Annotated in this window: 11 protein-coding genes and 2 pseudogenes; 3 read left to right on the plus strand and 10 right to left on the minus strand. The window is 60.3% G+C overall.

Annotation, left to right across the window (positions count from 1 at the left end; translation table 11 throughout):
* Positions 1-10 precede the first annotated feature (10 nt).
* The gene (locus ACP7AP_RS08250; RefSeq protein ID WP_426033722.1) at positions 11-802 is read right to left on the minus strand and encodes an amino acid ABC transporter permease; all 792 of its coding nucleotides are present in this window, start codon (positions 800-802) and stop codon (positions 11-13) included.
* 36 nt (positions 803-838) lie between these two features.
* A complete protein-coding gene (locus tag ACP7AP_RS08255; protein ID WP_426033723.1) occupies positions 839-1,630 on the minus strand; it encodes a transporter substrate-binding domain-containing protein in 792 nt (263 codons plus the stop codon).
* A 446-nt stretch (positions 1,631-2,076) separates the two neighbouring features.
* On the opposite strand from ACP7AP_RS08255, the gene ACP7AP_RS08260 reads away from it, so the two are divergent.
* On the plus strand, positions 2,077-2,871 hold the full coding sequence (locus ACP7AP_RS08260) for a DODA-type extradiol aromatic ring-opening family dioxygenase (RefSeq protein ID WP_426033724.1): 795 nt from the start codon (positions 2,077-2,079) through the stop codon (positions 2,869-2,871).
* Between the two features lie 38 nt (positions 2,872-2,909).
* On the opposite strand, the gene ACP7AP_RS08265 is transcribed toward ACP7AP_RS08260, so the two are convergent.
* The 5 genes from ACP7AP_RS08265 to ACP7AP_RS08285 all read right to left on the minus strand — a co-directional run bounded on the left by ACP7AP_RS08265 (position 2,910) and on the right by ACP7AP_RS08285 (position 7,207).
* Entirely contained in the window at positions 2,910-3,272 is a 363-nt protein-coding gene (locus ACP7AP_RS08265; RefSeq protein ID WP_426033737.1) for a DUF1761 family protein, read from the minus strand.
* Positions 3,273-3,428: 156 nt separating this feature from the next.
* Positions 3,429-4,460 (minus strand): HesA/MoeB/ThiF family protein, encoded by a 1,032-nt coding sequence (locus ACP7AP_RS08270; RefSeq protein ID WP_426033725.1) that lies wholly within the window; start codon positions 4,458-4,460, stop codon positions 3,429-3,431.
* The gene (gene dut, locus ACP7AP_RS08275) at positions 4,460-4,954 is read right to left on the minus strand and encodes a dUTP diphosphatase (protein WP_426033726.1); all 495 of its coding nucleotides are present in this window, start codon (positions 4,952-4,954) and stop codon (positions 4,460-4,462) included. The genes ACP7AP_RS08270 and dut overlap by 1 nt, the downstream gene beginning before the upstream one ends.
* A gap of 104 nt (positions 4,955-5,058) precedes the next feature.
* Positions 5,059-6,255: a bifunctional phosphopantothenoylcysteine decarboxylase/phosphopantothenate--cysteine ligase CoaBC gene (gene coaBC, locus ACP7AP_RS08280; RefSeq protein ID WP_426033727.1), complete on the minus strand. Its 1,197-nt coding sequence runs from the start codon at positions 6,253-6,255 to the stop codon at positions 5,059-5,061.
* A 76-nt stretch (positions 6,256-6,331) separates the two neighbouring features.
* The gene (locus tag ACP7AP_RS08285) at positions 6,332-7,207 is read right to left on the minus strand and encodes an RNA polymerase factor sigma-32 (protein ID WP_426033728.1); all 876 of its coding nucleotides are present in this window, start codon (positions 7,205-7,207) and stop codon (positions 6,332-6,334) included.
* A 205-nt stretch (positions 7,208-7,412) separates the two neighbouring features.
* On the opposite strand from ACP7AP_RS08285, the gene ACP7AP_RS08290 reads away from it, so the two are divergent.
* Entirely contained in the window at positions 7,413-8,282 is an 870-nt protein-coding gene (locus ACP7AP_RS08290; protein WP_426033729.1) for a glutathione S-transferase N-terminal domain-containing protein, read from the plus strand.
* Between the two features lie 69 nt (positions 8,283-8,351).
* Positions 8,352-9,866, plus strand: a complete 1,515-nt coding sequence (locus ACP7AP_RS08295; protein WP_426033730.1) for a YifB family Mg chelatase-like AAA ATPase — start codon at positions 8,352-8,354, stop codon at positions 9,864-9,866.
* Positions 9,867-9,938: 72 nt separating this feature from the next.
* Here ACP7AP_RS08295 and gshB read toward each other — a convergent pair whose 3' ends face one another.
* From gshB to ACP7AP_RS08310, 3 genes and pseudogenes are all read right to left on the minus strand, one after another.
* Positions 9,939-10,883, minus strand: a complete 945-nt coding sequence (gene gshB / locus ACP7AP_RS08300; protein ID WP_426033731.1) for a glutathione synthase — start codon at positions 10,881-10,883, stop codon at positions 9,939-9,941.
* Between the two features lie 55 nt (positions 10,884-10,938).
* A pseudogene (locus tag ACP7AP_RS08305) lies at positions 10,939-11,130 on the minus strand (YraN family protein); the annotation flags it as partial.
* Between the two features lie 53 nt (positions 11,131-11,183).
* Positions 11,184-11,309: pseudogene (locus ACP7AP_RS08310) on the minus strand (IS5/IS1182 family transposase); the annotation flags it as partial.

The following is an 11,309-nucleotide window of genomic DNA, read 5'->3' on the forward strand; positions in this document are numbered from 1 at the left end:
ATCACCCGCGTTACCGCTGATCCCGCGCCTTCAACCGCGCCTCAATCCGCCGCAACACCAGCGATAATCCCACCGTCATCGTCAAATACAGCAATGCCACCAGATTATAGGTCTCAAAATACCGGAAATTTCCCGCCGCCGTGACCTTGCCGAGTTGCGTGATATCCGCCACCCCCAGCACAGAGACCAAGGACGAATCCTTCACCATCGCCACAAAATCATTGCCCAAAGGCGGCAGGATCATCCGAAACGCCTGCGGAAACACCACATGTCGAAACCGCTGCCAGCCCGACAGCCCCAAAGCCTGCGCTGCCTCGATCTGGCCCTTATCCACCGCCTGCAACCCGGCCCGGAACACTTCCGCCAAAAACGCCGAATAGGCCAAGGTCAATGCAATAATCGCCCGCCACAACAGCGGAAAATCCCGCGTCTTCACCGGCTCCAGCCCCAGATGCGCCGTCAGCCAGTTCCAGCCATAAATCGCCCCCGGTGCAGCCACGAAAGCCACATAGAGCAGCAGCACCATGATCGGCACGCCGCGCACCACCTCGATATAAAACCGCGTCACCTGCCTGATCGCGCGAAACCGTGACAGCCCCGCCAGCGCCAAAAGCAGCCCCAACACGCAGGCCATCGCATACGCGACCACGGTCACAAAAATCGTCAGCCCAATCCCCTTGGCTAGCAATCGCATCGCCGAGGAATAGACCTCACTCGCCCACACCTCATAAAACAGCAGCGCCCCGATGCCGCCAATCGCCACCAGCCACCACGGAAAATCCTGATCTTTCAAAGCCTTCATCCGAATGGCCCCGACCTTACATCGGGGCCGCTTCCATCACTCAGCCTTGTATTCCAAGAACCACTTCTTGTTCAGCGCCTCAAACGTGCCATCGGCTTTCAATGCCGCAATCCCGGCATTGATCGGCGCTTCCCAGTCTGATCCTTTCGGGAAAATAAAGCCGAAATCTTCCGACCCCAGCGGCGCACCCACCAGCTTCAGCGCGCCAGCCGAGGCATCGACATAGCCCTTGCCCGCCGTCATATCGGTCAGCACCGTGTCAACATCACCCGATTTCAACGCCTCGACACTGGCACCAAAGGTCTCAAACAGCTTGATCCGCGGGTTCGCCTCATTGCCATCCAGCACCGAATACACCGCCGTGTAGAACGGCGTCGTCCCCGCCTGCGCGCCGACCAGCAGATCAGCATTGGCGGCAAAAGTCGCAGCATCGGTAAACCGGGCCTCTTCGCCACGCACCAGCATCATGCTTTCCGAGCGCATATAGGGGTCCGAGAAATCGACCTTTTCCTTGCGATCATCCTTAATGGTGATCCCGGTCATCCCCATATCAAACTGCCCCTCCGACACCGCCGGAATCATCGCATCCCAAGAGATATTGGCGTATTTCACCGTGAAATTCAGCCGCTTGGCGAGTTCCGCCACCGCGTCATATTCCCAGCCAACCGCCGCACCTGATTTGTCGACAAACTGCAACGGCGGATAGGCATTCTCGGTCACAATGGTGATCTCTTTGCCGCCCAGATCGGGCAAATCGCCCGCAAAAGCCGCAGAAAAAGCCCCAGAAACGCTCAAAGCAAGGCCCGCAAGGGCAGCAGCAATCTTCATATGTGAACTCCCTGTCACAAAGTGGATGGGGGAGTATGGCCGCGATTGGGGGGCGGGGGCAAGGGGGCCATAGCGCGCAAATATCGCACTATATATGCTCCGAATGACACGCATCTTGTGCAAGGCGAGCCTAAACAGGTCTTGGAACAGCGGGCAGAAATCAATCCCGGCCGTCCTACCAAGCCGAAATATCGAGCGCACCCAAAAACCACAGATCACTCCAGTTATTGCTACCGCCAGATAGATTGCTTCGACAACTTTCATCTCTACAGCCGCCCACGATCTCGTTGCCACTCACCTATACAATCAAAACGAGAACAAATAATAAACAAAAATGCGCCTTGCTGTGCATCCACGCATACCCCCTCGCCAAATCTCCGCAACTTCGCCCCATTGCGCCAACCCGCCCTCGGCCTCATCCTTCCCCATAACCACAGGAGGCCCAGATGCCCAAACTTCCCACCTATTTCATCTCACACGGCGGCGGCCCCTGGCCTTGGCTGCCCAACATGCGCCAGATGCTCGCCAGCTTGGAGACCTCGCTCGCCCGGATGCCGTCCGAGATTGGCACCACCCCGAAAGCCATCCTGATGATCTCCGGCCATTGGGAGGAAGACGATTTCGCCGTGATGTCGTCTCCCAGCCCCGGAATGCTCTATGATTACGGCGGCTTCCCGCACGAGACCTACCAAATCATTTACCCCGCCCCCGGCGCACCCGACCTCGCCCAGCGCACCGCCGATCTGATCCGCGCCGCAGGTCTGCCCACCCATCTGGACCCCAAGCGCGGCTTTGATCATGGCACTTTCGCGCCCGCTTATGTGATGTATCCCAACGCAGAAATCCCGATTTACCAAGTCTCTTTGCAGCACAGCTACGATCCCGCCGCCCATATCGCGCTTGGCCGCGCCATAGCCCCACTGCGCGACGAAGGCGTACTGATCATAGGCTCTGGCCTCAGCTACCACAACCTGCTGCTATTCGGCCCCGGCGCGAAAGCCCCCTCCACCGCGTTTGACACTTGGCTGTCAGACACCATGGCCCTGCCCGAAGCCAGTCGCACCAAAGCCCTTTTAGACTGGGATAAAGCCCCCTCCGCCCGCATCTGCCACCCACAAGAAGACCATCTCGTGCCGCTGTTCGCCGCTTTAGGGGCCGCCGAGAATGAAACAGCCACTATGGTCTATCACGACAAAAACGTCTTCGGCGGCGTCACTGCGTCCAGCTACCGCATTGGTTAAGACCGCGGGGACGGGCAAAACTCTGCCCCCGCACAATGCTAAATCAGCCGCTGCGCCAAGATCATCAACCCGCCCGACACCGCCCAACTGCCCGCATCGACCAAGCGGCTGACGGGTCCCAACTTCTTGAAAGCATTGTTGGAATAGCTCATCACGATGAAGGCCACGATGCCCAGAACCAATGGCCCACAAAGCCCGCGCGCCATCATCACGCCCACGAACAGCCCATAGAGCACCAGACCGACCACCAGTGACCCAAAGGCAGCCCCCATCGGATCACCGGGCGCGTGCTGCACTTTGGCCGAGGCGCTCCACGCCGGATAAAACCCTTTCGGCGAATACCAAAACCACCCGGCGACAAAGGCAGCTATCACCCCCACCACAACGCCCAGCCAATCCACCCCCCGCAAACATCAACACCTCCCTCGATTCGACCATCTTAGCCGAGAATGATTAACCCGCGCCAAATGGCAAAACATATTGCCCGGTTCTGTATCGGCGCCGACCCTTTTCCATTCTGTCAGTTTCTCAGACCTCAACAAATTAGCGCAGCACGCTCAATGTCTTACCCCACACACCGCGCAATCCACCCGTGATTTCACCCCAATCACCCGCGTCTCGCCATAAAGCGCGTCGTGGATCAACAACCGCCCCCGCAACGGCGCGCCGGCTCCGGTGATCAGCTTCACCGCTTCCATCGCCATCATGCTGCCTATCACACCCGGCAACGGTGCCGCCACCCCGGCCTCGGCGCAAGTTGGCACCATGCCCGGCGCTGGCCTCACTGGAAAAACACATGCATAACAAGGGCTTCCCTTCGCCGGATCATAGACCGAAAGCTGCCCCTCCCACTGTGTGATCGCCGCCGCCACCAAGGGCTTGCCCGCCGCCACACACAGCCGATTGACCAAGTACCGCGTGTCGAAATTATCCGAGCCATCCAGCACCAGATCATATTCCGATATCAACCCGCCCGAGGCCTCATCCAACCGCCGCTTATAAGGCTTCACCAAAATATACGGGTTCAGCGCCTTCATCGCGATCTCCGCCGAACGCACCTTATCCATGCCAATGCGTTGATCGGCATGAATAATCTGGCGCTGCAAATTACTGGGATCAACCGTGTCATCGTCGATCACCCCAATCTCGCCCACCCCCGCCGCCGCAAGATATAGCAGCACAAGAGAACCCAACCCCCCCGCCCCTACCACGAAAACCTTCGCATCCTTCAGCTTACGCTGCCCCGGCCCGCCAATCTCGCGCAGCAGAATATGCCGGGCATAGCGCTCCACCTCGCCGCTGGAAAACGCTGCGGGCATGATCACCGGCGCCGCCAATTCCACCCTATTTTTCAAGCCTTTTAGTAGAATCCGATATCCCAATACTGCGCCGAAACCCAAGGCCACCGCAGCCCAAACCCGCGCATCGCCCCCTGTCTCCTCGCGCAGGGGATGCCCCGCAGGCAGCAGCAAATTCACCAAAACCGCCGCCAGCCACAAAGCCGCAATCGCCCCCCAACGCAGCCGCTTTGGTGTGCCAAAAACCCAGCCCAAACCCCAAAGCGCGAAAGCGAGTGCGACAACCAGCATCAATCTTTTCCACCCGAACGCGGCGCAGCCCAGCCAAAGCCAGTCGAGCCAAAGCCACCCGCCCCCCGCATGGTTTCGTCCAAGATATCAACCACTTGAAACCCCGCCTGTACCACGGGTGCCACCACACATTGCGCAATCCGGTCGCCATGCCGCACCACATAGGGCTCCGCGCCCAAATTCACCAAAGCCACCCCCAACGGGCCGCGATAATCACTGTCGATCGTCCCCGGCGTGTTCGGCACAGTGATGCCAAATTTCACCGCCAACCCAGACCGGGGCCGGATCTGCATCTCATATCCCTCTGCAATCGCTACACGAATCCCCGTCGGCACAATCACCCGCCCCATCGGTGCAATCACAATCCCCGCCGCCCGATCCGCTGCCAAAAGATTGGCGCAAATATCTGCCCCCGCCGCCCCAGCGGTCTGATAGGCGGGCAATGCCACCGACCGATCCGCCCGTTCCTCCCACATCACCTGTACAAGCGTCATGGTCATCCTCTGTGTAAAAGTATCCCCGCCGGAGGCATCCGACCCATCCACCAAAACCACCGCTTCAGACCCTATCCCACGGAATTTTCCGCAAAATTCCGGCTTTACCCCAGCAAAACCGCCGCAATCCGCTCCGCCAAAGCCCGCGCAACAGCATCCTTCGCCATACGCGGCCAAACCTCGGCCCCCGCCTCGGTGATCAACGTCACCGCGTTCTCCGTGCCGCCCATGATCCCGGTCGCAGGCGAGACATCATTCGCCACGATCCAATCGCAGCCCTTCCGCAACCGCTTCGCCGCCGCGTATTCCGCCACACTGTCTGTCTCCGCCGCAAAGCCCACCACCAACCTAGGTCGCTGCAACCCTTTGGCGACGCGAGATAAAATATCCGGGTTCTCAGCAAACTCCAGCGCCGGAGCTCGACCCGTCCCATCCTTCTTGATCTTCGACCCGCTGGCATTGGCCACCCGCCAATCCGCCACCGCCGCCGCCATCACCGCCGCATCGGCGGGCAAAGCAGCCTCCACCGCCGCCAGCATCTCGGCGGCCGTTTCCACCCACACCACCGCCACCCCTTCCGGCGCGGGCACCACGGCAGGCCCGGTCACAAACGTCACGCGCGCGCCCAGGTCCCGCAATGCCACCGCAATCGCCGTGCCCTGCGCCCCCGAAGACCGATTGGCAATATAGCGCACCGGATCAATGGCTTCATGTGTCGGCCCCGAAGTCACCACAACATGCTTGCCCCGCAATGGCCCCTCAGCCAGCGCGCCCGCAATCGCCGACATGATCTCCTCAGGTTCCGCCATCCGCCCCGGCCCAAACTCACCGCAAGCCATCTCACCCGCATTGGGCCCGACAAACAATACGCGATCCGCCCGCGCCTGCGCCAGATTCCGCTGCGTCGCCGGATGCTGCCACATCCGCACATTCATCGCCGGAGCGACCAACACGCGGGTATCGGTGGCCAAAAGCAACGTCGAGGCCAGATCATCCGCCCTTCCTTGCGCCAATTTCGCCAGCAGATCCGCCGTCGCCGGGGCCACCACGATCAGATCGGCCACACGGGAAAGCTGAATATGCCCCATCTCGGCCTCATCGGTCAGATCGAACAATGCGGAATAGACTTTCTCACCCGCCAGCGCACTCACCGACAAGGCTGTGACAAACTCTGCGCCCGCGCGGGTCAGAACCGGAGTCACCAAAGCCCCCGCCTGTTTCAAAAGCCGGATCAAAGCCAAAGACTTATACGCCGCAATACCGCCGCCAATGATCAGCAATATCCGCTTGTTCGCCAGCATCGCACACTCCCAAGGCCCCCCATAGATGTAGGCGGCACCGGGACCAAACTCAACGCCCTAAAACGGAGCAGTTTTTCTAAAGCAAAGCCAGCACTTCCGGCGATTGGGCTTCCAAAGACCGACGCAGCTTCACGTAAGCCGCCGCCTCTAGCTGCCGGATTCGTTCCTTTGACAGGCCCAGTTCCACCCCCAAAGATTCCAACGTCCTTGGCTCATCACGCAACCGTCGCTCTGCCACGATATGACGCTCGCGCGCAGTCAAACCGCGCATCGCCGCCACCAACCAACCCCGTAACCGCTCAGTATCATGCGAAAACTCCACACGCTCAGACGCCTGCACACCGTCATCTTCCAGCGTGTCAATCCATTCACGCCCGTCCTCATCCGCCGCCTGCGTCGCGTTCAGCGATGCGTCAGAGCCCGCCAACCGCCCCTCCATCATCTCGACTTCTGCCACACGCACGCCAATTTCATGCGCAACCTTTTCGCGCAACTGGTGTTGATCCAGCACCAAACCTTCAGCCGCAGCTTCGCGCTCCAACTTGGCCTGAACGCGCTTCATGTTGAAAAACAAAGACTTCTGCGCCGAGGTGCTTCCGGTCCGCACCATCGACCAATTCCGCATCACATAATCCTGGATGCTGGCCTTGATCCACCACACAGCATATGTCGAAAACCGCACGCCGCGATCCGGGTCGAACTTTTCAGCCGCTTTCATCAGACCCAGCGATGCTTCCTGAATCAGATCATTCATCGGCGCGCCATAGCGGCGGAACTTCGAAGCCATCGAAATTGCCAACCGCATGTAGGCGGTGATCAACCGATGCAGCGCCGCCTCATCGCGATGATCGCGCCATGCATAGGCGAGCCGCAACTCGGTTTCAGCATCCAGCAATTCCGCCGCCCGCGCTTGGCGCGACAAAACCTGCTGATAGGGTGCGTCAAGCATCATCTGATCCCCCAATCGTCTCGTTGCCATGTTTATTGATCACAACAGCAATACGCAGGCCAAGCCACTTTGGATGCCAGCAGAACGCTCAATTTGTGATTTATCTTTCTTTCCATCAATTCCCGTGATGGCCCCACGCACAAATCACCGCTTTCCATCACGCCCCCGCATCGCCTAGCCTATGCCTAACCCAAACCCGGAGCCTACAATGACATATGATCTCGTAATCGGCGACCGCGCCTATTCCAGTTGGAGCCTGCGCGGCTGGCTGCTGTTCGATGCCTTCAACATTCCCGTCAAACTGCACACCGCCCGCCTCTATACCAACGAGCTTGCCAATGTTCTCAAAGACTTCTACCCCGCTAAAACTGCCCCGACCATGCGCACACCCGACGGGGTTGTAGTGCCCGAAACCATCGCCATCGCCGAAGAACTGGCCTCGCGTCATCCCGAGGCTAGCCTGTGGCCCAGCGACCCCAAACACCGCGCCATCGCCCGCGTGCTCGCCGCCGAAATGCACGCGGGCTTTGCCGCCCTGCGCGAACATTGCCCGATGAACCTGCGCGCAAGTTATACCGATTGCGCGCCCACGCCTGGGGTTCTGGCCGATCTTGCACGCCTGGAAATCATCTGGGCATGGGCACAAAAAGAAACCGGATCAACCACTTGGCTCTGCGGCGCCTATTCCGCCGCCGATGCATTCTTTGCCCCTGTCGCCGCCCGCGTCGCCAGCTATAACCTCCCCCTCGCACCTGCAGCTGCGGCCTATGTCCACGCCCATCTCGCCCATCCCTCGTTCCGCCGCTGGCGCGCGATGGGGATGATCGACGGCGCGGATCAGGATTTCTACCGTCGCCCCTACCCGCGCCGCCCGTGGCCCGGCCCGGTGCCCCTTGCCGCCCGCCCGCTCGAGGGCACCCAATCCGAGAACACGGTCTGCCCCTACTCCGGCAAGCCCATCACCCATGTGCTTGAAATATCAGGCCGCCGCATCGGCTTCTGCAACGCCTTCTGCCGCGACAAAACCGTGGCCGACCCCGAAGCATGGCCGAAATTCATCGCGATTTATCAGCCCTGAGCCACGATCTTTACCATTCGTAAACCATTGCCCCGGAGCCGTTAACCAGGATGAACGGGGAGGGGCGCAATGGTCGCACGGGCCTACACAGTCGCCTTTGAAGGCGTCGAGGCGCGGATTGTCGAAGTACAATGCGCCATCGCCCCTGGCATGCCGTATTTTGGCGTCGTAGGCCTGCCCGACAAAGCGGTGTCCGAAGCGAAAGAACGCGTTCGCGCCGCAATGGCCGCGATGTCGATCGCTTTGCCGTCCAAGCGCATCTTGGTCAACCTCTCGCCCGCCGACCTGCCGAAAGAGGGCTCGCATTTCGACCTGCCGATCGCCTTGGCCCTGCTGGCGGCGCTGGAAATCATCCCGAAAGACGCGGTTGAAGCCACCGTCGCCTTGGGCGAACTCTCGCTTGATGGCCGCCTGATCGCGGTGCTCGGCGCACTCCCCGCCGCCATCGCCGCCGCCGAACAAGACTGCGTGCTTTTGTGCCCGAAAGCCTGCGGTGCCGAAGCCGCTTGGGTCGGCGCCACCCAAGTCCTCGCCGCCGCCACTCTCAACGATGTGGTCCGCCACTACACCGGACAAATCCCGATCACCCCGGCAGAGGCTGGCGAGGTCGCACCGCAAGCCACAGGCCGCGATTTCCGCGATGTGAAGGGGCAAGAACGCGCGAAACGCGCGCTGGAAATCGCCGCCTCTGGCCGCCACCATGCGCTGATGGTCGGAACACCAGCGTCCGGGAAATCCATGCTCGCTGCCCGCCTGCCAGGTATCCTGCCGCCGCTGTCGGCGCAAGAAGCCCTTGAAACCTCGATGATTCATTCGCTAGCCGGGCTGCTGTCCGAAGGCGGTATCTCCCGCGCCCGCCCCTTTCGCGAACCGCATCACACCGCCTCAATGGCCGCCATCGTCGGCGGCGGCAAAGGTGCCAAACCAGGCGAAATCAGCCTCGCCCATAACGGCGTTTTGTTCATGGACGAATTCCCCGAATTCCCCCGCGCCGTGCTGGAAACTCTACGCCAACCCATCGAGACCGGCGAGATTATGGTCGCCCGTGCCAACGCCCATATCCGCTACCCCTGCCGTTTCCTGCTGATCGCCGCCGCCAACCCCTGCAAATGCGGCTATATGTCCGACCCCGCACGCGCCTGCGCGAAAGTGCCGATCTGCGGCGAAGATTACTTGGGCCGCATTTCTGGCCCGCTGATGGACCGTTTTGATCTGCGTGTCGAAGTCCCCCCGGTAGCCTACACCGATCTTGACCTGCCCTCCTCCGGCGACAGCTCGGCAACCGTTGCCGCCCGCGTGCAAGCCGCCCGTATCCTGCAAACCAAGCGCTTCCAAGGCCATACAAACACCCGCGTCAACGCCGATATGGAAGGCAGCCTGCTGGAACAGGTAGCAAGTCCCGACCCGGAAGGCCGCGCCCTACTGGCGAAAGTCGCCGAGCGATTCGGCCTTTCGGCGCGCGGCTACCACCGCGTGTTGCGCGTCGCCCGCACCATCGCCGACCTAGACGCCTCCCCCAGCGTCCGCCTGCCGCATATTGCCGAAGCCGTCAGCTACCGTCTGGCTGTGGGCGTGAAAAACTAGCCAGACGCTCTTCAAGCCTTGCGGCTTTCCTCGCTGAAGCGAAGAAGGCTGTCAGGCCTGATGAGCACCCGCCTACAATCCGCGCTTGGCCTCAATCACCTGCCAAATCCGCTCGGCGGTATTGGTGCCGTCAAACCGCTCCAACTCTTGTATCCCCGTCGGTGAGGTCACATTGATCTCGGTCAGATAATCGCCAATCACGTCGATCCCGACGAAAATCTGACCATGCTCGCGTAAAGTCGGCCCAATCGCCGCACAAATCTCCAGATCCCGCGTGGTCAACCCGATCTTCTCCGGCCGCCCACCCGCATGCATGTTAGAGCGGGTTTCCCCCGCCTGCGGCACCCGGTTGATCGCCCCAACCGGTTCGCCATCGACCAAAATCACCCGCTTATCGCCCTTTGAGACATCCGGGAGAAATTTCTGCACGATCAAAGGCTCGCGGTTCATGCCGGTGAACATTTCATACAGCGATGCCAAATTCCGGTCATTCGGGTCCAGCCGGAACACCCCCGCGCCGCCATTGCCATAAAGCGGTTTCAAAATAATATCGCCATGCCGCGCCTTGAAGTCACGAATCGTCTGCAGATCCCGCGCAATCGCGGTGGGGGGCGTCAGCTCAGGAAACCGCAGGACCAGCAACTTCTCAGGATAATTCCGCACCCAGAACGGATCATTCACCACCAAAGTCTTCGGATGGATCATATCGAGCAGATGCGTGGTGGTGATGTAGCCCATATCAAACGGCGGGTCCTGCCGCAGCCAGACCACATCAAACTCGCTCAGATCAACCTCGGTCTCCGGCCCATAACTGACATGATTGCCCACCTCGCGCCGCAAAGTGATCGGAAACCCCCGCGCCATCACCCGACCCTCGACAAAGGCCAATTTATCGGGCGTATAAAAAAATAATGAATGTCCCCGCGCCTGCGCCTCAAGCGCGATGCGGAACGTGCTGTCTGCATTAATATTGACCGACCCAATCGGGTCCATCTGTAGCGCAACTTTAAGCGGCATGAGACTCTCCATACTTCATTGCCCACTTGATGCCGCAAGCTCCGCCCGGACGCAATCAGGCGGCGTAAGCGTTTTCCAACACTTCGATCCGCCCCACCGCATCGACCAAAGCCACATCAAACCGAACTTCGGTCATCTGCCCCGCAGGTTCCCCCGCCAAAAACTCTGACGCAGCGCCATAAATCCGCGCCATCTGCCGCGCTGTCAGATGTTCGGCAGCCATAGCATGGGTTTTGCTTTGCTTGAGGCTCTGTTGCACAAATCAGCCTGAGGTCGAGTTTTCCCTTCCGCTGGACAGAGTCATCCGACACGTTGAGTTTGCGGCGTTCCAAGTGCCGTAAATCGGTTCAGGATCGCCGCCCTGATCTGCAACTCCGCCACCTGCCGCTCGAAGTCGCGCGCCATAACGCGTTCCCCGAGCAGCTT

The sequence above is a fragment of the Cypionkella sp. TWP1-2-1b2 genome (assembly GCF_049896245.1).
GTDB lineage: Bacteria > Pseudomonadota > Alphaproteobacteria > Rhodobacterales > Rhodobacteraceae > Cypionkella.

Excerpts from the sequence above, each read along its gene's own strand:
- ACP7AP_RS08250 (WP_426033722.1), bottom strand. The coding sequence starts at position 802 with ATGAAGGCTTTGAAAGATCAGGATTTTCCGTGGTGGCTGGTGGCGATT.
- ACP7AP_RS08255 (WP_426033723.1), bottom strand. The coding sequence starts at position 1,630 with ATGAAGATTGCTGCTGCCCTTGCGGGCCTTGCTTTGAGCGTTTCTGGG.
- ACP7AP_RS08260 (WP_426033724.1), top strand. The coding sequence starts at position 2,077 with ATGCCCAAACTTCCCACCTATTTCATCTCACACGGCGGCGGCCCCTGG.
- ACP7AP_RS08270 (WP_426033725.1), bottom strand. The coding sequence starts at position 4,460 with ATGCTGGTTGTCGCACTCGCTTTCGCGCTTTGGGGTTTGGGCTGGGTT.
- dut (WP_426033726.1), bottom strand. The coding sequence starts at position 4,954 with ATGACGCTTGTACAGGTGATGTGGGAGGAACGGGCGGATCGGTCGGTG.
- coaBC (WP_426033727.1), bottom strand. The coding sequence starts at position 6,255 with ATGCTGGCGAACAAGCGGATATTGCTGATCATTGGCGGCGGTATTGCG.
- ACP7AP_RS08285 (WP_426033728.1), bottom strand. The coding sequence starts at position 7,207 with ATGATGCTTGACGCACCCTATCAGCAGGTTTTGTCGCGCCAAGCGCGG.
- ACP7AP_RS08290 (WP_426033729.1), top strand. The coding sequence starts at position 7,413 with ATGACATATGATCTCGTAATCGGCGACCGCGCCTATTCCAGTTGGAGC.
- ACP7AP_RS08295 (WP_426033730.1), top strand. The coding sequence starts at position 8,352 with ATGGTCGCACGGGCCTACACAGTCGCCTTTGAAGGCGTCGAGGCGCGG.
- gshB (WP_426033731.1), bottom strand. The coding sequence starts at position 10,883 with ATGCCGCTTAAAGTTGCGCTACAGATGGACCCGATTGGGTCGGTCAAT.